Origin of the sequence: Caulobacter sp. FWC26 (assembly GCF_002742645.2) — a bacterium.
Classification (GTDB): Bacteria; Pseudomonadota; Alphaproteobacteria; order Caulobacterales; family Caulobacteraceae; genus Caulobacter.
The window spans coordinates 578,570-596,632 of sequence record NZ_CP033875.1; the positions used below are offsets into that span (position 1 = coordinate 578,570).

Consider the following 18,063-nt stretch of genomic DNA (forward strand, 5'->3'; position numbering starts at 1 on the left):
TGGCGCCGATTGAGCAAGAGCCACGAGCCTAAAACCTACCCCGACCGCTGTGTAGAGCGTCCGCCTACATCGGCGCGATGGTTTCGAACCTCAGACCATCCGGTCCCTCGATAGATGTCGGCGCCTTCAGATTCTTACTGGGCAGCATGGCGCGATAGCGTTCGTACGCAGCTTTGGCGTCTCGTCCCGGCTTCACCGTCAAGCACTGATCGAATTCGCCCTCGCGGCCCCAGGGCTTGCGTTCGGAGCGGGCGATGTCGCTGTCCTTCTTGACGGCTGCGGCGATCTTGTCGGCGAGCGCATGGTCGATGCCCGCGCCATAGCTGCCAAACTTGATCGTGACATCGCAGCGTGCGGGGCCTGCGTCGGCCACTGGCGCGGCGACACAGGCGGACAGGCCAAGGGCGAGCACGACGGCCAGAGATCTCATGCGGGGAATCCTCCGGCGCGGGCGAGGGACGAGGCGGGAGCCTTACCCAACTTGGCGCTGATGTCGCGGCCGATCTCGATGAGGGCGCCCAGATTATAACCCGTCTCGAAGCCGGCGCGTTCCAGCATGTAAACGAGGTCCTCGGTGCCGATATTGCCTGTCGCGGCGGGGGCGAACGGACAGCCGCCCAGGCCGCCGACCGAGGCGTCCAGCACATCAACGCCCGCCTCGACGCTGGCGAAGGCGTTGGCCAGGCCCGTGTTTCGGGTGTCGTGGAAGTGCATGCGAAGGCGCGCATCCGGGGCAGCGGCGCGGACGGCCTCGATCCGCTTGCGGACTGTCCAGGGATCGGCCACCCCGATGGTGTCGGCGATGGCGATCTCCGGAACGCCCAGCGTTGCGGCCTCGCGGACGATGGCGATGACCTGATCTTCCGAAACCTCACCGTCGAACGGGCAACCGAACGCCACTGAGATCGTGGCGGTGATCGGCGGGCCACCTTCGCTGGCCTGGCGTTCGACGATGGCCGCCAGGGTTTCGACCTGCTGGCGTGTCGTCGAGCCCTGGTTGCGGGTGGCGAAGCCGTCGGAGGCGCAGACCACGACATTGGCCTCGTCGCATCCGGTCGACACGCACCGCTCCCAGCCGCGCATGTTCAAGACGAGACCGATCCGGGAGTGGATCAGGTCGGCGGGCAGGGCGGCCATGATCTCCTCCGCCCCCGCCATCTGCGGCACGCGGTTCGGATTTACGAACGAGACCACCTCGGTGCGCCTAGCGCCAGCAGCCTCGAGACGGCTGATCAGATCGAGCTTCTCCGCGACGCTCAGAACGGTCTTCTCGTTCTGCAGCCCATCGCGCGGACCGACCTCGACGATCTGGATGAAGCGGCTCACGGCTGTTCCTCCTGCGGCGCGATGCGTTCGCCGCGATAGACGGTCAACCGCTCCTGGTCGCCGTCCGAATAGTTCAGCCCATCCACCACGGCGACGGGACGCGCGGTCAGGCCAAGCCCCGCCAGAGCGTCACGGAACGGCTTCTCCTCGCGCGCCTCGACAATGGCCGGACGCCCCTCAGCAACCGCGTCGGCGGCGCCGGCGCCGTCGGTCAGTTCGGTGGCGGTCCCTAACTGGAAGATCAGACTGGGTTCGGCGTAGCCGGTGACGGCCACGGGGCCCGGCGCCCCCGAACGTGGCGACAGGCGTGCGGCGTCCAGGGTCTCGGCCAGATCACGCGACAGGAACAGAGGTTCCAGGCGCGGGATCAGCCCGGCGGTCAGGGCGATGTGGGCGGCTACGCCCAGGACCCCGGCGGCGACCAAGGCCCGCGCCGAGCGATGACGGAGCAGGAGGAAAGCTCCCGTGACGCCCGCGCCAAGCGCCAGCAGGGCGGCCAGGGCGGTCCAGACGAGATCGCCTGCCGTCCCGAACGCGGTCTGGCCGTAGATCGCCACGGCCGCGAGCAACGCGCCCATCAGCACCGACAGCGCGCCGCCGATCCAGCGCGAGCGCTTGCCCAGCGGCTCGCGCACGGCGGCGGCCATCAGCATGGCCAGGGCGCCATAGGCCGGCAGTTCGTAGTGAACCAGCTTGGTCGGCAGCAATTCGAACATCAGCCACGTCGGGATCAGCCAGCAAAGCGCGAAGCGCACGCCGGGCTCGTCGCGCTTGGTCCAGCCCACGACCAGCGCCGCCGGCAAAAGCAAGGTCGCGGGGAACGAGAGCAGGGGGGCGAGCAGGGTGTGATAGCCGAACGGGCCCGCGTGCCCCTCCTGGCCGCCGGCCAGCTTCGGGGCCAAGTCCGCGCCCACCGCCGCGCCCCAGAAGGCGCCGTCGGTGGCGACGGTGATCATCATGGCCCAGGGCAGGGTGATGGCTGCGAACAGGATCAGGCCCCAGGTCCAGCCGAGATCCTTCATCCAGCCCGCCTTGCGATCCCAGAGCGCCAGGGCGATCAGAGCGAAGATCGCCACGAGAAGACCGACGGGGCCCTTGATCAGCGCCGCGAGCGACAGGCCGAGCCAGAAGGCGAGTTTTGTCCACTTGCTCGAAGATTCACCTTTGAGGTGGGCGATATAGACCCGCGCCAGAGCCGCCATGGCCAAGGTGGTCGTGCCGCAGAGCGCCGCGTCGGTCTTGGCGATGAAAGCCTCGGACGACAACAGGAAGGTCGCGCCAAGGATCGAGCCGGCGAGCAGTCCAGTGCGTTGATCGAAGAGAGCCGCCGCGCCCCAGGCGCAGGCCGCCGCCGCCAGCATCGCTCCCAACAGAGACGGAATTCGGTAAGCCCAGATTCGCCGCTCCTCGGCGTCGGACAGCGCCTTGACGCTCAGCGCCTGCATCCAGTGGATGCCGACCGGCTTCTTGAAGCGCGGCTGATCCTGAAACCGGATCACGACGTAGTCGCCTGTCTCGATCATCTGCGCGGTCGCCTGGGCGAAGCGCGATTCGTCGCGATCCAGGGGCGGCATGGCGAAAAGGCCGGGCAGGCCGGCGATCAGGGCGACGAGCGCGGCGAAGAGCGGCGCGCGCCACCCCCGGCTCCAGTCATCCAGGCGAGATTCAAGCGTCATGCCGTCTGCTTTAGCACGATCCTTTCGTGGGGAAATTTTTCCGGTATTAGAGGGCGATGAACGCCGCCAGCGCCTCCGCCCCCGACTACTCTGTCGTCGTCCCCGTTTTCGATGAGGGAGAGGCCGCGCCGAAGCTGGCTCGCGAGATCGCGGCGGCGTTTGCCGGCGAGGCCTATGAGATGATCTTCGTCGACGACGCCAGCCGTGACGACACCAAGGCGCGTCTGGTCGCGCTGAAGACCGAGATCCCGCAACTGCGCGTGCTGGGCCATCGCAAGAACTCCGGCCAAAGCCGCGCCGTGCGTAGCGGCGTCCTGGCCGCGCGGGGGGCGATCATCGTCACGCTGGATGGTGATGGCCAGAACGATCCCGCCGATGCGCCTCGCTTGGCCAAGGCCCTGGCGGCCGGTCCCGAAAACCTTGCTCTGGTTGGCGGCGAACGGGTCAAGCGCCAGGACAGCAACGCCAAGCGTTTTGCGTCGAAGTTTGGCAACGGCGTGCGCAAGCGCTTGCTCAAGGACACCGCCAACGATACCGGCTGCGGCCTCAAGGCGTTCAAGCGCGAGGCTTTCCTGCGTCTGCCGTACTTTGATCACATCCATCGCTACATCCCGGCGCTGATGCTGCGCGAGGGCTACGAGGTGGCGTTCCAGCCGGTCAATCACCGCCATCGCGAGACCGGGGTGTCGAAGTACACCAATCTCGGTCGCCTCAAGGCTTCGATCTCTGACCTGTTGGGCGTGATGTGGCTCCAGTCGCGGGCCCGCAACCCGCAGGGCGTGGACGAGGCCTAGTCCCGGCTCAGGCGAGCCGACTTCACCACAAGCGAAATTCCGGCTAGGCCTTAGCCATGGCGGTTGACCACACCGGGGCCGCCGGAGGGGGAAGCTCGATGTTCGCGGCCGTTCCGCTGCTGGCCTTGCCGGTCATTGTCTACAACCTGGTCGCCTTGACGCTGACCGGAGGCTTCAGGGCCACGGACGCGACGGCCCGGATGAACGAGGCGCTGTTCACCATCCACATGACCTCGCGCACCGACTGGGCCGTCAGCCTGGGCGATCTGCTGATGGCCGCCTCGCTGGTAGTGCTGTTTGTCGAACTCTTGAAGTCAACGACCAGCCGCAAGATCGCGATCATCAATCATTCGCTGTCGATGGTGCTGTTTATTCTATGCCTGGTCGAGTTCCTGCTCGCCCCCGCCTTTGCGACCTCGACCTTCTTCCTGATCACCCTGATGGTGCTGCTGGACGTGCTGGCGGGCTTCATCGTGACCATCGTGGCGGCGCGTCGCGACGTCGATTTCGGCGATCATTGAGCCCTAGTCGGGGAAGCCTCCGGTCTGCCTCAGCGCCTCGCCCAGCGCCATGGCCGCTGTGGTCGCCAGGTTCATAGACCGCGTCTCCGGCCGGATGGGAATCACGATCCGAGCTTGTGCTGCGGCGTGAACCTCCTCTGGCGCGCCGCGACTTTCGTTGCCGAAAAGCAGGGTGTCGCCGGGCTCGAATGAAAACCGGTGCAACGGAGTCGCGCCCCGGGTCGTGAACAGCAGAAGCCGCCCGTCAACGCGTTCCGGCGCCTTAAGGAATGTCTCCCAACTGTCGTGCCGAGCCAGGTGCGTCAAAGGGCCGTAGTCGAGGGCCGCGCGCTTCAAGCTTTTGTCATTCAACGGGAAACTGCAGGGCTCGATCACGTCGAGCCCCAGGCCGAAGCAGGCCGTTAGCCGAATGCAGGCCCCTACGTTTTGGGGAATGCCTGGTTGAAAAAGTGCGATGCGCATAATAAGCGAACCAACCACAAGGGCAGCAGGGGCTTTGCCACGAATCGAAAGGACTTGCGGACTTCGCCCGCGCGTCCGATAGGACGATTTGACCGCTGCCTTGTGGCGGAGATCCGCTTGCGGGTCGAGCAAGATATGGCGCCGCAAGGCGCGTCTCCAAGCCGGTCGCTCCCGCGGCCTGGCGGAACCAAAGGGTGACTTAAGGTGGCCGACACCGCCGTGGGCGCAACGACCGAGCCGGAACACGGGGGCGATCCCTCCCGGCGCGACTTCATTCATATCGCCGCGATCGCCGCCGCTGCTGGCGGCGCGGCGACTCTGGTGTGGCCGTTCATCGATCAGATGAACCCGTCGGCGGACACGCTGGCCATGGCCTCGACCGAGTTCGACCTGACCAAGGTGCCGGAAGGCCAGCAGGTTACGCTGAAGTGGCGCGGCAAGCCGCTCTTCGTGCGCAACCGCACCAAGGGCGAGATTTCCAAGGCGGTCGCCGACGACAGCGCGCCGATGAAGGATCCGCAGAAGGACGCCGATCGCGTGAAGCCCGGCAAGGCCCAGTGGCTGGTCCTGATCGGTTCGTGCACGCACCTGGGCTGCGTGCCCACGTTCGGCGGCGGCGACTACGGCGGCTGGTTCTGCCCCTGCCACGGCTCGCACTACGACACCTCGGGCCGCATCCGTAAGGGTCCCGCACCGCTGAACCTGGTGGTGCCGGAGTACGAGTTCCTGTCCGACACCAAGGTCAAGATCGGTTAATCCAGATGAGCGGACATTCGACCTACCAACCCAAGACCGGTTTCGAGCGTTGGCTCGACGCCCGTCTGCCGATTATCCGCCTGGGCTACGACTCCTTCGTCGACTATCCCACGCCGCGGAACCTGAACTACTGGTGGACCTTCGGCGGCATCCTGTCGCTGTGCCTGGCCTCGCAGCTGATCACCGGCATCATCCTGGTGATGCACTACACCCCGAGCGCCGACCACGCCTTCGCGTCCGTCGAGCACATCATGCGCGACGTGAACTACGGCTGGTTGATCCGCTACATGCACGCCAACGGCGCGTCGATGTTCTTCATCGCCGTCTATATCCACATGATGCGCGGCCTTTACTACGGGTCCTACAAGGCCCCGCGTGAAGTCCTGTGGCTGCTGGGCTGCGTGATCTATCTGCTGATGATGGCCACCGCCTTCATGGGCTACGTGCTGCCCTGGGGTCAGATGTCCTTCCACGGCGCCGTCGTGATCACCAACCTGTTCGGCGCCCTGCCGATCGTCGGCGAAAGCATCACCACCTGGCTGTGGGGCGGCTTCGCGGTCGACAACGCCACGCTGAACCGCTTCTTCTCGCTTCACTACCTGCTGCCCTTCATGATTGCGGGCGTCGTGATCCTGCACATCTGGGCGCTGCACGTGGTGGGCCAGAACAACCCGACCGGCGTCGAGCCGAAGTCGAAGGCCGACACCGTGCCCTTCACGCCGTACGCGACGGTGAAGGACGGTTTCGCGATGAGCGTCTTCCTGATTCTCTTCGCCTTCTTTGTCTTCTACATGCCCAACGCCCTGGGCCACGCCGACAACTACATTGAGGCCAACCCGCTGGTGACGCCGTCGCACATCGTTCCGGAATGGTACTTCCTGCCGTTCTACGCGATCCTGCGCGCCGTGCCGGACAAGCTGATGGGCGTGCTGGCCATGTTTGGCGCCATCGCGTGCCTGTTCGCCCTGCCGTGGCTGGACACGTCGAAGGTGCGTTCGATGCGCTACCGCCCGACCGCGAAGGTCTATTTCATGATCTTCGTCGTCGCCTGCTGCATCCTGGGCCTCTGCGGCGCCAAGCTGCCGGACGACAAGGTCATCCCGCACCTGACCACCTTCAAGCTGATCGACGCCGACCTGAACAGCTTCGTCTGGCTCAGCCGCTTCGCATCGCTGTACTACTTCGCCTTCTTCCTGGTGATCCTCCCGATCCTGGGTCTGAAGGAAAAGCCGCTGCCCGTGCCGGAATCGATCGCTTCGCCGGCGCTGACCGAGAAGAAGGGCTGATCCCGATGCTGCGCAAACTCTCCATCATCGCAGCCGTCGCGGGTCTGGCCTTCGCCGGCCAGGCGCTCGCCGCCGGGCACCCGCTGCCGCCGAAGGACGTCCAGTGGTCGTTCGAAGGCCCGTTCGGCAAGTTCGATCAGGCCCAGCTGCAGCGCGGCTACAAGGTCTATCGGGAAGTCTGCTCGTCGTGCCACTCGATGAAGCTGCTCAGCTTCCGGAACCTTGGTGACAAGGGCGGCCCGTTCTACAACGAGAAGTACAAGAACTCGAACGACAACCCGTGGGTCAAGGCGATCGCCAAGGACTACGAGGTCGCCGACATCGACTCTGAGACGGGTGATGCGATCAAGCGTCCGGCCACCAGCGCCGACCGCTTCCCGTCGCCCTTCGCCAACGAAGTGGCCGCCCGCGGCGCGAACGGCGGCGCCCTGCCGCCGGACATGTCGCTGCTGGCCAAGGCCCGTTCGGGCGGTCCGGACTATATCTACTCGCTGCTGACGGGTTACGTGGATCCGCCGGCTGGCCTGAAGGTCGGTCCGGGTCAGCACTACAACCCCTACATGCCGGGTGACCTGACGGCCTATTGGTCGGGCTCGCATGAGCACGTCCCGCCGGGCGGCTTTATCGCCATGGCCGCCCCGCTGAAGGACGGTCAGGTGACGTTCGACGACGGCACCAAGTCGACCCTCGACCAGCAGGCCAAGGACGTGTCGGCCTTCCTGATGTGGGCCGCCGAGCCCAAGCTGGAAGAGCGCAAGCAGACTGGCTTCGCCGTGATCATCTATCTGCTGCTGCTGAGCGGCCTGCTCTACGCCAGCTACAAGACGGTCTGGCGCAACGAGTCGCACTAAGCGGCTAGCGTCTTCCAGGACTGGAGAAGCCCGGTGGAAACACCGGGCTTTTTCTTTTGCGCGTCAGCGGTGCGTGCTCAGGGCGCGATCGCGATCGTCCGGGCGTCGGCCGCCAAGCGCAGCCGATGGCGCGCCCATAGTCCCGTTCCCAGGGTTCCCACGACCCCTTCAGGCAGATCGTCGGCAAGCGTCGCCGGGACGTTCTCGGCCAGGACGCCGGCGATCGATAAGGCGCGAAGGCGCGCCGGCGCTTTATGGCGGGCGTTTGAAGTCAGCTTTCCAGTGACCGTGGCGTCACGCGTGGACAGTCGCGTCATCGCGCGCGAACCAGTGTCGATCGCGAATGCGCCGCTGCGGGCTGTGGGGCCGTCGCTGATTGCGGCCGTGATCGTGGGGAGTCCTTCGACGACTTCAACCGGCAGCACTACTTGTCGCCGCGCCCGCCACGGTTGGTCGATACGCACCCTGCATTGCGCGAAGTCGATCTCGATACTGTGCCCCGAAAGGACGTCCATGCCGATGACGCCGGCTATGGGTGTGACAAAGCCTGCGCCCCGATCGTCAAGATCGGCCACCGTCACCGACACCGCTGGCGCCTTGAGCCCGGCGATTTCGACCGGGAGGGTCACCGTCTCGGTGACGATCCCGGCCATCTGAGCCTTGGTCTCATGCAGCAGTGTGCGCGGCGCGGAGAGATCGATCACGTAATCGCCAGCCATATCGGCGATTGCTGCGGGCGCGACAATCGCACCGTTCTCGAACCAGCATCGCGTCTCCCCGGCGTGCGCTGGGTGGGCGACGGAAAACGGCAAAGCGACACAGGCCAGCAGGACGGAAACGCGAGACCGCATGGCGCCGAGCCTAGCTCAGCCTTGGCCGTTGTGCGACGCTTTCGATAATCAGCGGTGACAGGACCTCAGCTTCCCGGGCAAGCTTGCGTCGGCGCGCCGTAGCGAGCGTGCAGCGTCCGTGGCTTGGACCCGCCGAGGGTTATGACCGTCATCTGGTCGTAGTCGCAATCCGTCAGCACTGTCGGTGCGGCGTCCCCCAGCGCGCGGGCGATTTCGCCCACGGTGTTGCTGTGCCCGACGACCAGGACCGTCGTGTCCTTGTCCGCCTTGCGCGCGGCGTTGGCGACGCGCTCAGCGTGCGCCAGGACGCCGCCGTCGAGCGCGATGGTCTGGACGGTCGCGCTCTGGGCCTCTGCGGTCGGCCTGCCGGTTTGCTGGGTTCGCTTCAGCGGCGTCGCCAGGACCAGGCTGACCCGGGCGCCGGAAAGGGCGGTCGCCAGGGCGTTGGCGCGAGCCAGACCGGTTTCCGACAGATCCGGATCGCCGTTGGGTGAGACCTTCTCGCCATGACGGACGATCACGACCGTCTGCGCCAAGGCAGGGCTCGCGGCGAGCAGCAGGAAGACGGCGAGGGCGCTCAGACGACGGATCATGCTCAAGCCTCGGCCTTGGCCCCTCCGGACCGTTGAAACAGTTGCAGCGTGCGTAGCAGGGACAGCCGCGCGCTGTCGGCGTGATGCCCGTTCGGCGCGACGAAGGCATGTCCGGCGTCATAGAGATAGATCGGCAGATCCGGATGGCGCTCGCGGATCGCTTCGACATCGGCCAGCGGGATCATCGTGTCGACCTTGCCGAAGTGAAGGATAGTTGCAACCTTGGGCGTCTCGTCGCGATAGGCGATGATGTCACCGCCGTAGAAAGCCGACACCGCCGAGAGGCCCTCGCAGCGACACGCCGCCAGCCAGGCCGTGGTGCCGCCGTAGCAGAAGCCTAGCGCAAACACCGGGCCACCGAGAACATCAACGCAGGCCTGGACACGGGGCAGGGTGCTAGCTCCCCAGCCGGTCCGCTCGCCCATGGCCATGCGGGCTTCGAGGATCGCTGGCGTGGTGTCTTCAACAGGAAAGTCGGCGTCAGCCGCGTCCATCAGACTGGGAACGATCACCTCATAGCCCTGCTCGGCCAGGCTGTCCGCCAACTGACGCAGATGCGGGGTAACGCCCCAGATCGCGTGCATCATGACGACGCCGCCGCGCCGCGCTTCCGTTGGTGGTGCGTGATACGCAGCGAAGGGCGCGCCGTCCAAGGTGGCGAGGGCGATCCGCTCCCCCACTACGCGGCCCCGTGCGCAGCGAAGAAGTCCATTGTCCGCTGGCGGGCCAGTTCGGCGTCGGCGAGATCGGAATCCGGGCGGCCATCGTTGTTGAAGCCATGACCGCTAGCTTCGTAGATATAGACGGGAACGTCAGGGTGAGCGGCTTGTATCGCCGCCTTCACGTCGTCAGCCGGGATGTGCGGGTCCTTCCGTCCCAGATGGACGATCACCGGCGCCTTCAGCGCGAACTTGGCCATGCCAGCGACTTGACCGCCATAGTAGCTGGCGCCCGCCGCAATCCCCTCGCAGCGCGAAGCCGCCAGCCAGGTCATCGTACCGCCGTAGCAGTAGCCGACCACGAAGACCGGTCCCCGGTCCTTGAGGAAGTCCACGCACGCCTGGATGTCGCCCATGGCGTTGTCGGGCCCGTTGGCGAGGGCGTGCTTGACGCCGTTCTCGAAGCCAGCCGGATCGTGCAGAGCGGTGAAGCCCTTCTCCTGTCGGTCGAACATTGACGGCGCCACGACTTCGAAGCCGCGGGCGGCCCAGCGGGCGACGTCCTCGTGGACGTAGTGGTCCAGACCGAAGATCTCCTGGATCACGATGACTCCGCCTCGGCGCGGGCCGTTCGGCTCGGCATGCAGGGCGGTGAACGCAAAGCCGTCATGCGCGGCGGTCAGGGTGATCATCTGGGCCATGGAGCCTCCTTCCAACGGACCGCCCCTTTTAGACGGCCCGAGCGTCGCGCGAGCAACGAAAAACGGCCCGCGGCGGGCGCGGGCCGTTACTGGTCTTCAACCGCCGAGCTCAGCCCTTCGGTTTTAGCGCGCAAGCGCCCATGCCCGCCGCCTTGGCCCGCGCGCAGGACATGGCGAGCATGGCGGCCGACGACTTGGGCTGAGGCGCGTCGATGATGTAGCCGGCGCCGCCTTCGCACAGAACCTCGTAGCGCGAGATCGGCGGCGTGCCGCCGCCGCCCAGATAGACGCCATCCGCGGGCTTGCAGGTCAGGCCGGCTCTTTGCGCCAGGGCGCCCAGCCCCGCCGTAGAGCCGACGTTCTCGCGCAGACGACAGGTGGCCAGCTTGCCCTTTGCCGCCTTCTCCGAAGCGGCCAAGGCGTAGCAGTCATAGGCGTTGACCTTGCCGCCGGCCTTGCTCACGATCCAGCCAAAGTCGTTCTTGCAGGCGATCTCGTAGGTTTCACCGCCACCGCGATGGGCGTTCACCTGGCCGGCGCTGACAAGATCACAGTTCACGCCGGCCTCCGCCGCCAGCGCGCCAGCGCGCTTCTGCTGCAGGGGATTTCCGGGCTCGAGGAACTGCTGCCCTTCCTGCTCCGCCCGATAGCGGCCGGTGGTATAGGTCGGATCGACCGCGCGTGGGCCGGTGCGGTTGGCGTCGGATGGCTGCCAGCCCGCGCGGCTCTGGCCGAACGCGGAACCAGCGAGCATGGCGCAGGCGACGCCGAGGATGATGATCTTTTTCATGGTGCCCTCCACTTGACGTGTCGAGGTTACACCGTCCGGTTGCCGCGTCGAGCCTTCTCGCGGGGAACCATCAATCCGGCATAAGCGCGGCGCCGTTTAGGTCACGGACGCCGCGCGACGCATCAGACGTTGAAGCGGAAGTGCATCACGTCGCCGTCCTTGACGACGTACTCCTTGCCTTCCGAGCGCATCTTGCCGGCTTCCTTGGCGCCGTTCTCGCCGCCCAGCTTGACGTAGTCGTCGAAGGCGATGGTCTCGGCGCGGATGAAGCCCTTCTCGAAGTCGGTGTGGATGACGCCGGCGGCCTGCGGGCCGGTGGCGCCCACGGGGATCGTCCAGGCCCGGGCTTCCTTGGGACCGACCGTGAAGTAGGTCTGCAGCCCCAGCAGGCTGTAGGCCTCGCGAATCAGGCGGTTGAGGCCCGGCTCGGCCAGCCCCAGGGTCTCGAGGAACTCGGCGCGCTCTTCTTCATCCAGCAGGGCGATCTCGCTCTCGATCTGAGCCGAGATGACCACGCTCTTGGCGTTGTCGCGGGCGGCCCGTTCGGCCACCAGGTCCGAGAACTTGTTACCCTTGTCGGCGCTGGCTTCCTCGACATTGCAGACATAGAGGGCCGGCAGCGAGGTCAGCAGCTGCAACATGGCCCAGGCCTTGGCGTCTTCCTTGTCGATCTGGGCGGCGCGGGCGGGACGACCGGCGCGCAGCTGCTCCAGCGCCAGGTTGATCAGGCGCAGGGTCTGGATCATGTCCTTGTCGCCGCCGCTCTTTGCGCGCTTCTCGACGTTGGGCAGGCGCTTTTCCAGGCTCTCCAGGTCGGCCAGCATCAGCTCCATCTCGATGATCTCGAGATCGCTGATCGGGTCGATACGGCCCTCGACGTGGGTGATGTCGCTGTCTTCGAAGCAGCGGGCGACGAAAGCCACGGCGTCACAGTCCCGGATATTGGCCAGGAACTGGTTGCCCAAGCCTTCACCCTTCGAGGCGCCGCGCACCAGGCCTGCGACATCGACGAAGTTGATCCGGGCCGGGATGATCTCCTTGGAGCCGGCGATCTTTGCCAGCGCGTTCAGGCGCGGCTCGGGCACGGCGACGTCGCCGGTGTTGGGCTCGATCGTGCAGAACGGATAGTTGGCGGCCTGGGCCGACGCCGTCTGGGTCAGGGCGTTGAACAGGGTGGACTTGCCGACATTGGGCAGGCCGACGATGGCGACTTTCAGGGCCATGGAACTCTCGTGAATTTCGTTGGCGCGCGCTTAGCACGGATGGCCGCGAAAGGCGAACCTGGGGAGGGGCTTGCGCGAATTGCAACCAGATCAGATATCAAAGCCGCAACAGGAGTTCGCCATGCCCGTCCGTCCCGTCCTGAAGATCATCAAAGGCCAACCCACCTCAGACGGCGCCGGGGTGCGGCTGACGCGGATGCTGGGTACCCCGGAAGCCCAGATGTTCGACCCGTTCCTGATGTTGGACTGCTTCGACAACGACCAGGCGTCAGACTATTTGGGCGGCTTCCCCGACCATCCGCATCGCGGCTTCGAGACCGTGACCTACATGCTGGAAGGCCGGATGCGTCACAAGGATAACACCGGCCGCGAGGGCGTGATCGGACCGGGCGGGATCCAGTGGATGCGGGCCGGCAAGGGCATCGTTCACTCCGAGATGCCCGAACAGGCCGATGGCCGCATGCGCGGCTTCCAGCTGTGGGTGAACCTGCCCGCTAAGTTGAAGATGAGCGCCCCCGGCTACCAAGAGTTTGAGGCCGACAGCATCCCGGTCGAAACCCGCGACGGCGACGTGACGGTCAAGGTGATCTCCGGCGCGACCGAAGGCGGTACGGCGGGGCCGATCGGCGGCGGCGCGGTGGACGCCCTATATTTCGACGTCGTGCTGCCGGCCGGGACGGTGTTTGAAGAGCCTGTCGGTGATGACCGCAACACCATGCTGGCGGTCTATGAAGGTCAGGTGCGTGTGGCCCATGACACGGTCGACGCCTTGTCGGGCGTCTTCCTGGGACGCGGCGACACGGTTCGGGTCGAGGCGGTCACCAAGGCGCGTGTGCTGCTGTTGGCGGGGCGTCCGATCGGCGAGCCCGTGTTCTGGCACGGCCCGTTCGTGATGGACACGCGCGAGGGTCTCGTTCAGGCGTTCGAGGACTTCCAGCGTGGAAGGTTCTAAGAGGCGTCGTGCGGGCGGCCGCTGACGACGCAGGGACGGAGCTTCACCCCGCCGCGGCCGCCGCGAAGTCGCGCCAGGTCTTGGCTTCCTTGCGGAAGTGGGCGTGGGTCTTAGACAGGCGCCGGTCGATCTCAGCCAGCTTGGCATGAGCCTCGTCCCTGCGGCCCTGTTGGGCCAGGAAGGCTGTGTAGCGGGCGATGCCCTCGAAGCCCGGATAGTGATCGGCCGCCCAGCTAAGCGCCGTCTCGGCCTGTTCGTCGCGGCCGAGCGCTTGGTAGACGCGGCCAAGCGCCAGCAGAGTGTGTGGGGTGCGGCCGGCGGTCGGGGTTTCTCCAAGCTTTTCGAGCAGGGGCAGCGCCTCGGCGGGGCGGTTCAGCTCGATCAGGGCGTTCGCGCGGCCCAGTAGCAACTGCGGGTCGTCGGCGTAGAGGCCCGTAAGGCTTTCGGCGTAGAGGCGCTCGGCCTCGGCGTGCCTACCCAGTTCGGTCGCGGCCACGGCCAGGCGAACGCGATTGGCGACCGTTGGCGCGTCATCCACGGCCTTAGCCGCCTCGCGATACTCGCGTTGCGGGTCGAGCGCCTGGCGCGCGGCGGCGCCCACCTTCTGCGCGGTGCGGCCTCCCAGCAGTTCGGGCAGGATCACGGCGACGAGATAGACCACGCCGCCGACCGGCTGGAACAGTAGGATGATCCAAAGCCAGTACATCTCTCGCTGGGTCCGCACGACGTGGACGCACAGCGCGATCGAGAACAGCAGCGACAGGCCCAGCAGCGGCAACGGAAGCGAGAACATGGGCTGGTCATTCCCTCACGGGCTGGGCGTCGTCAATCCGGCGGCTTGAGCGCCGACGGTGTCTAGATGGGAACGCTTTGAAGGACGCGTAAGGCGCCCGCCTGGGGCCCTAGGATCCTAGGCGGGTTTGCGCGGATCGGCCTTGGGCGCGGGGGCCAGGCGCATGACCTCGGCTTGATAGCGTTCGTCATCACCGACGGCGGCGAAGGGCAGGGCGTCGGCGATGGCGTCCAACATCGGGTCCAGCCACTGGTGCTCTACCTTGTGGAAGTCGCCCAGCACGTAGTGCATCACCGCGTCCTTGTGGCCGGGATGACCCACGCCGATGCGGCCGCGGCGGAAGGCGTCGCCGACCTGGCTGGTCACAGAACGGATGCCGTTGTTGCCGGCCGCCCCGCCGCCCGACTTCATCCTGAAGCGGCCCGGCGCCATGTCGATCTCGTCATGAAAGACGATGACGTCCGCCGGCGTCAGCTTGAAGAACTTCATCGCCTCGCCCACCGCGCGGCCGCTTTCGTTGTAAAAGGTCTTGGGCTTCAACAGCAGCAGCTTGACCGGGCCGTCAGGCGTGGAGACCTGGCCCTCGCAGGCCAAGCCCTGAAAGCGCGCGCGCCACGGGGCGGTCCCCCACTTCCGCGCGAGGGCGTCGACGGCCATGAAGCCGACGTTGTGGCGGTTCTTCTCGTACTTGGGCTCGGGATTGCCCAGGCCGGCGAGGATCAGCATCGCGAAGATCTCGGGAGTTCAAACGAAAACGGGCGGACCCCAAGGTCCGCCCGTCTGTAATATGCTTCGATCCGAGGACCGATAGGCTTAGGCGGTCGTCGTGTCGCCGGCGTCCGACTGAGCGGCGGACGAAGCCTTGACGTTGGCGATCACGAAGTCGCGGTCCATGGCCGGCTTCACGCCTTCCGGCAGCTTCACTTCCGAGATGCGGATGACGTCGCCGATGTCGTGACCGGCCAGGTCGATGACCAGTTCTTCGGGGATCTTGTCGGCCGGGCAGGCCAGTTCGACGGTGTGACGGATGACTTCGAGCGTGCCGCCCTTCTTCAGGCCGACCGAGGTTTCGTGGTTCTTGAAGTGCACCGGCACTTCGATCTTGATCAACTGGTGCTCGTCGACGCGATACAGGTCGAAGTGGACGGGCTCGTCGGTGACGGGGTGGAATTGCACGGCCTTAGCGATGACCGATTGCTTTTCTTCGCCGTACTGAAGGGTGACCAGGTGGCCCAACAGCTTGCCGGTGTACAGCGACTTGCGGAATTCGTTGGCCTTCACGGCGATGTTCACGGGAGCCTTGCCGCCGCCGTACAGAACGCCCGGGACCTTGCCGGCGCGACGGGTGGCGCGAGCGTTGCCGGTGCCGGCGCCGTCGCGGATTTCCACGTTCAGAATGATCTCGCTCATGGTGCAGTCTTTCTAGAGAGCCGTATGCTCTCTTCTGGGACCAGAGCGCCTATGGCTGGATCGCCACGCTCGCCCGGTCGTTTTGGGGTCGCGCTACATACACAAAAGGGCCGGGCGACGCAACGCCCGGCCCCTCGTGATGGAAAGCGAGGAAGATCAGCCCTTTTTGACCGGCTTCTTGGCGGCCGTCTTGGCCTTGCGCGATTTGGAGCCGGCGCCCTTGGTGGCGATCGTTTCCTTGACCGGCAGAACCTTGGGCGGCTCGGGCGGCACCGTGGCGCCGGCGGCCTTGATCACGCAGGCGCCGGTGTCGATCAGGATGTGTTGGCCGAGGCAGAAGATGTCCTCGTAGTGGGGCTTCGAGACGGCCAGGCACTGGTAGAGGTTCAGCTTGGCCATGTTCAGGCAGCTGCTGGTTGCGGGATCGGTGCTCAGCGCGTCGATCGCACTGAGGTTGTTGTCGCCAGCCGCGCCGAGGGCGGCGAGAGCGGCCACGGCCAGGCCTCGGATCACGACCGGCGAATAGGGCGCGACGGCGGCGCGCGGGGTAAGGCCCAGAGACTGGCCCCCCATCGACGCTTGCTGCAGCACCGCGACGTCCGCGCTTTCGGCGAGGGCGGGGCTGGTCGACAGCGACTTGGCCGACGCCAGGCGGCCGTCGCGATCAACGACCGCGCTCTTGGACCAGGTCGCCTTCTGCACATCGTAGGCCGCCTGCTTCACCGCCTTGCCCGCCATGAAGACCTTCAGGCCGTCGCCGCCGATCGTATCGATGATCAGGCCTGCGGCGCTGTCGCTACCCTTGAAGACGGTCGCGTACGAGGGGTTGGAGAAGATGTTGTTGACCATCTCCTGGCGTTGGGTCGGGTGGGCCGCGACCTCGCGCACCGAGGCGACAAAGGTGGGGTCCTGCAGCGCCAATACGGCGGCGTAAGCCACCGCGCCGTTCATGAACGACCTGGCCTCGTAGGACGCTCCGACCTTCAGCGAAGTCTGGATCTGCTCGCCGTTCTGGAACGTGGGCGAGACCTGGCTGGCGCGCGCCATGTAGCCCCGGAAGGCGCTGGCGCGCTCGACCACGCTGGCCGAGAGGGTGATCGGCGGCGGCGGCGGCGGGGCTTGGACAACGGGCGGCGGCGGCGGCGGTGGGGGCGAGCTACAGGCCGCAACCAGCGCGGCCAGCGCCACGACGGTCGTTGTCAGTACGACCCGCGTACGCGAGAAGGAACGCATTATCCGAAATTCCCCATCAAGACTCTGGTGGCGCGCTTAGCAGCCTGGGCAGGCGATATTGTGACTGTCGCCCCGTTAACCAAGCTTTTACAAGCGTGACCGTGCGAGAGGCGAATTCCCTTTGGAATGCGCCGCTTCACGCGAAAAATAACCTTAATCGGGTCTCCGCCGCGCAACGCCGGCGATCAGCACGGCGCGGCCGGTAACGAATGGGCGAAGCGCCGACAACCTAGTCGAACAGCTTGGACACCGACTCTTCGTTGGCGATCCGGCGAATGGCTTCGCCAATGAGCGGCGCGCACGACACGTAGCGGATCTTCGGACAGGCCTTGGCCGGGTCCGAGGCTTCGATCGAGTCGGTGACCACCAGTTCGGTGAGCACGGAATTGGCGACGCGGTCGGCGGCTGCGCCCGAAAGCACGCCGTGGGTGATGTAGGCGCTGACCGACTTGGCGCCGTGGCTCATCAGGGCCTGAGCGGCGTTGCACAGCGTGCCGGCCGAGTCGGCGATGTCGTCGAACAGGATGCAGCGACGGTCCTTGACGTCGCCGATGATGTTCATGACTTCCGACTGGCCCGGACCCGAGCGACGCTTGTCGACGATGGCGAGGTCGGCGTCGTCCAGGCGCTTGGCCAGGGCGCGGGCCCGCACCACGCCGCCCACGTCCGGCGAGACGACCATCAGGTCGTCGCCCATCGGGTAGTGACGGCGGATGTCCTCGGCCATCAGGCGCGAGGGCAAGAGGTTGTCGGTCGGGATGTCGAAGAAGCCTTGGATCTGGCCGGCGTGCAGGTCCATGGTCAGAACCCGGTCGGCGCCGGAGCGGGTGATCAGGTTAGCGACCAGCTTGGCCGAGATCGGGGTGCGGCCGCCGGTCTTCCGGTCCTGGCGGGCGTAGCCGAAGTAAGGCAGCACGGCCGTGATCCGCTTGCCCGACGCGCGCTTGAGGGCGTCGATGCAGATCAGGAGCTCCATCAGGTTGTCGTTGGCCGGATAGCTGGTCGACTGGATGACAAAGACGTCCTCGCCCCGCACGTTCTCGTCGATGGTGACGAACACCTCGAGGTCGGCGAACCGGCGCACCTGGGCGCGGGTCAGCGGCATGTCGAGATATTCCGCGATCGCCTGGGACAGCGGGCGGTTGGAGTTGCCGGACAGCAGCTTCATGATGATCTCGGGTGTGGG

Annotated in this window: 21 protein-coding genes; 6 read left to right on the top strand and 15 right to left on the bottom strand. The window is 66.2% G+C overall.

From position 1 onward, the window contains the following. Positions 1-64 precede the first annotated feature (64 nt). The 3 genes from CSW63_RS04365 to CSW63_RS04375 are packed head-to-tail and all read right to left on the bottom strand — an operon-like array spanning position 65 to position 3,002. Positions 65-430 carry a hypothetical protein gene (locus CSW63_RS04365; protein ID WP_062096380.1) on the bottom strand — a complete coding sequence of 122 codons (366 nt, stop codon included), beginning with the start codon at positions 428-430 and terminating at the stop codon, positions 65-67. Continuing rightward, on the bottom strand, positions 427-1,326 hold the full coding sequence (locus CSW63_RS04370) for a hydroxymethylglutaryl-CoA lyase (RefSeq protein ID WP_062096378.1): 900 nt from the start codon (positions 1,324-1,326) through the stop codon (positions 427-429). Before CSW63_RS04370 ends, CSW63_RS04365 begins: the two co-directional genes overlap by 4 nt. Continuing rightward, positions 1,323-3,002 carry a glycosyltransferase family 39 protein gene (locus tag CSW63_RS04375; protein ID WP_062096377.1) on the bottom strand — a complete coding sequence of 560 codons (1,680 nt, stop codon included), beginning with the start codon at positions 3,000-3,002 and terminating at the stop codon, positions 1,323-1,325. Before CSW63_RS04375 ends, CSW63_RS04370 begins: the two co-directional genes overlap by 4 nt. A gap of 56 nt (positions 3,003-3,058) precedes the next feature. Between CSW63_RS04375 and CSW63_RS04380 the strand changes: the two genes are divergently transcribed. Beyond that, entirely contained in the window at positions 3,059-3,796 is a 738-nt protein-coding gene (locus CSW63_RS04380) for a glycosyltransferase family 2 protein (protein WP_062096376.1), read from the top strand. A 98-nt stretch (positions 3,797-3,894) separates the two neighbouring features. Then, positions 3,895-4,317 (top strand): hypothetical protein, encoded by a 423-nt coding sequence (locus CSW63_RS04385; RefSeq protein WP_099502833.1) that lies wholly within the window; start codon positions 3,895-3,897, stop codon positions 4,315-4,317. Positions 4,318-4,320: 3 nt separating this feature from the next. Here the strand turns inward: CSW63_RS04385 and CSW63_RS04390 are convergent, their stop codons facing one another. Further along, entirely contained in the window at positions 4,321-4,779 is a 459-nt protein-coding gene (locus CSW63_RS04390; RefSeq protein WP_062096373.1) for a tRNA (cytidine(34)-2'-O)-methyltransferase, read from the bottom strand. A 204-nt stretch (positions 4,780-4,983) separates the two neighbouring features. On the opposite strand from CSW63_RS04390, the gene petA reads away from it, so the two are divergent. Genes petA through CSW63_RS04405 form a run of 3 tightly spaced genes read left to right on the top strand, consistent with a single transcriptional unit; the run spans position 4,984 to position 7,672 of the window. Further along, positions 4,984-5,535 carry a ubiquinol-cytochrome c reductase iron-sulfur subunit gene (gene petA, locus CSW63_RS04395; protein WP_062096371.1) on the top strand — a complete coding sequence of 184 codons (552 nt, stop codon included), beginning with the start codon at positions 4,984-4,986 and terminating at the stop codon, positions 5,533-5,535. A gap of 5 nt (positions 5,536-5,540) precedes the next feature. After that, positions 5,541-6,821 (top strand): cytochrome b N-terminal domain-containing protein, encoded by a 1,281-nt coding sequence (locus CSW63_RS04400; protein ID WP_062096369.1) that lies wholly within the window; start codon positions 5,541-5,543, stop codon positions 6,819-6,821. Positions 6,822-6,826: 5 nt separating this feature from the next. Then, positions 6,827-7,672: a cytochrome c1 gene (locus CSW63_RS04405; protein WP_099502831.1), complete on the top strand. Its 846-nt coding sequence runs from the start codon at positions 6,827-6,829 to the stop codon at positions 7,670-7,672. A gap of 77 nt (positions 7,673-7,749) precedes the next feature. Here the strand turns inward: CSW63_RS04405 and CSW63_RS04410 are convergent, their stop codons facing one another. From CSW63_RS04410 to ychF, 6 genes are all read right to left on the bottom strand, one after another. Further along, entirely contained in the window at positions 7,750-8,523 is a 774-nt protein-coding gene (locus CSW63_RS04410; protein ID WP_062096366.1) for a hypothetical protein, read from the bottom strand. 65 nt (positions 8,524-8,588) lie between these two features. Then, positions 8,589-9,116, bottom strand: coding sequence for a histidine phosphatase family protein (locus CSW63_RS04415; RefSeq protein ID WP_231737477.1), 528 nt, complete (start codon positions 9,114-9,116; stop codon positions 8,589-8,591). Between the two features lie 2 nt (positions 9,117-9,118). After that, a complete protein-coding gene (locus tag CSW63_RS04420; RefSeq protein ID WP_062096363.1) occupies positions 9,119-9,796 on the bottom strand; it encodes a dienelactone hydrolase family protein in 678 nt (225 codons plus the stop codon). Further along, a complete protein-coding gene (locus tag CSW63_RS04425) occupies positions 9,796-10,476 on the bottom strand; it encodes a dienelactone hydrolase family protein (RefSeq protein ID WP_062096361.1) in 681 nt (226 codons plus the stop codon). Before CSW63_RS04425 ends, CSW63_RS04420 begins: the two co-directional genes overlap by 1 nt. A 109-nt stretch (positions 10,477-10,585) precedes the next feature. After that, complete coding sequence (locus tag CSW63_RS04430) at positions 10,586-11,266, bottom strand: hypothetical protein (protein ID WP_099502829.1); 681 nt, start codon at positions 11,264-11,266, stop codon at positions 10,586-10,588. 122 nt (positions 11,267-11,388) lie between these two features. Further along, a complete protein-coding gene (gene ychF, locus CSW63_RS04435) occupies positions 11,389-12,489 on the bottom strand; it encodes a redox-regulated ATPase YchF (protein ID WP_062096357.1) in 1,101 nt (366 codons plus the stop codon). A gap of 121 nt (positions 12,490-12,610) precedes the next feature. Here ychF and CSW63_RS04440 point away from each other — a divergent pair, with 121 nt between their 5' ends. Continuing rightward, the gene (locus tag CSW63_RS04440; protein ID WP_062096355.1) at positions 12,611-13,441 is read left to right on the top strand and encodes a pirin family protein; all 831 of its coding nucleotides are present in this window, start codon (positions 12,611-12,613) and stop codon (positions 13,439-13,441) included. Between the two features lie 43 nt (positions 13,442-13,484). On the opposite strand, the gene CSW63_RS04445 is transcribed toward CSW63_RS04440, so the two are convergent. The 5 genes from CSW63_RS04445 to CSW63_RS04465 all read right to left on the bottom strand — a co-directional run bounded on the left by CSW63_RS04445 (position 13,485) and on the right by CSW63_RS04465 (position 18,045). Next, positions 13,485-14,234, bottom strand: coding sequence for a tetratricopeptide repeat protein (locus CSW63_RS04445; protein WP_062096353.1), 750 nt, complete (start codon positions 14,232-14,234; stop codon positions 13,485-13,487). Between the two features lie 117 nt (positions 14,235-14,351). Next, positions 14,352-14,960: an aminoacyl-tRNA hydrolase gene (pth, locus tag CSW63_RS04450; protein ID WP_062096351.1), complete on the bottom strand. Its 609-nt coding sequence runs from the start codon at positions 14,958-14,960 to the stop codon at positions 14,352-14,354. Between the two features lie 87 nt (positions 14,961-15,047). Continuing rightward, entirely contained in the window at positions 15,048-15,644 is a 597-nt protein-coding gene (locus CSW63_RS04455) for a 50S ribosomal protein L25/general stress protein Ctc (protein ID WP_062096349.1), read from the bottom strand. Positions 15,645-15,800: 156 nt separating this feature from the next. Next, positions 15,801-16,877 carry a hypothetical protein gene (locus CSW63_RS04460; RefSeq protein ID WP_062096347.1) on the bottom strand — a complete coding sequence of 359 codons (1,077 nt, stop codon included), beginning with the start codon at positions 16,875-16,877 and terminating at the stop codon, positions 15,801-15,803. A 229-nt stretch (positions 16,878-17,106) separates the two neighbouring features. After that, positions 17,107-18,045: a ribose-phosphate pyrophosphokinase gene (locus CSW63_RS04465; protein WP_062096345.1), complete on the bottom strand. Its 939-nt coding sequence runs from the start codon at positions 18,043-18,045 to the stop codon at positions 17,107-17,109. Positions 18,046-18,063 lie beyond the last annotated feature (18 nt).

Bases quoted from the DNA above. Each gene is read 5' to 3' on its own strand.
- pth (WP_062096351.1), bottom strand. From the start codon at position 14,960: ATGCTGATCCTCGCCGGCCTGGGCAATCCCGAGCCCAAGTACGAGAAG.
- CSW63_RS04380 (WP_062096376.1), top strand. From the start codon at position 3,059: ATGAACGCCGCCAGCGCCTCCGCCCCCGACTACTCTGTCGTCGTCCCC.
- CSW63_RS04390 (WP_062096373.1), bottom strand. From the start codon at position 4,779: ATGCGCATCGCACTTTTTCAACCAGGCATTCCCCAAAACGTAGGGGCC.
- CSW63_RS04445 (WP_062096353.1), bottom strand. From the start codon at position 14,234: ATGTTCTCGCTTCCGTTGCCGCTGCTGGGCCTGTCGCTGCTGTTCTCG.
- CSW63_RS04430 (WP_099502829.1), bottom strand. From the start codon at position 11,266: ATGAAAAAGATCATCATCCTCGGCGTCGCCTGCGCCATGCTCGCTGGT.
- CSW63_RS04365 (WP_062096380.1), bottom strand. From the start codon at position 430: ATGAGATCTCTGGCCGTCGTGCTCGCCCTTGGCCTGTCCGCCTGTGTC.
- CSW63_RS04405 (WP_099502831.1), top strand. From the start codon at position 6,827: ATGCTGCGCAAACTCTCCATCATCGCAGCCGTCGCGGGTCTGGCCTTC.
- CSW63_RS04455 (WP_062096349.1), bottom strand. From the start codon at position 15,644: ATGAGCGAGATCATTCTGAACGTGGAAATCCGCGACGGCGCCGGCACC.
- CSW63_RS04440 (WP_062096355.1), top strand. From the start codon at position 12,611: ATGCCCGTCCGTCCCGTCCTGAAGATCATCAAAGGCCAACCCACCTCA.
- CSW63_RS04385 (WP_099502833.1), top strand. From the start codon at position 3,895: ATGTTCGCGGCCGTTCCGCTGCTGGCCTTGCCGGTCATTGTCTACAAC.
- CSW63_RS04460 (WP_062096347.1), bottom strand. From the start codon at position 16,877: ATGCGTTCCTTCTCGCGTACGCGGGTCGTACTGACAACGACCGTCGTG.
- CSW63_RS04415 (WP_231737477.1), bottom strand. From the start codon at position 9,116: ATGATCCGTCGTCTGAGCGCCCTCGCCGTCTTCCTGCTGCTCGCCGCG.
- CSW63_RS04400 (WP_062096369.1), top strand. From the start codon at position 5,541: ATGAGCGGACATTCGACCTACCAACCCAAGACCGGTTTCGAGCGTTGG.
- CSW63_RS04425 (WP_062096361.1), bottom strand. From the start codon at position 10,476: ATGGCCCAGATGATCACCCTGACCGCCGCGCATGACGGCTTTGCGTTC.
- CSW63_RS04410 (WP_062096366.1), bottom strand. From the start codon at position 8,523: ATGCGGTCTCGCGTTTCCGTCCTGCTGGCCTGTGTCGCTTTGCCGTTT.
- CSW63_RS04465 (WP_062096345.1), bottom strand. From the start codon at position 18,045: ATGAAGCTGCTGTCCGGCAACTCCAACCGCCCGCTGTCCCAGGCGATC.
- CSW63_RS04375 (WP_062096377.1), bottom strand. From the start codon at position 3,002: ATGACGCTTGAATCTCGCCTGGATGACTGGAGCCGGGGGTGGCGCGCG.
- ychF (WP_062096357.1), bottom strand. From the start codon at position 12,489: ATGGCCCTGAAAGTCGCCATCGTCGGCCTGCCCAATGTCGGCAAGTCC.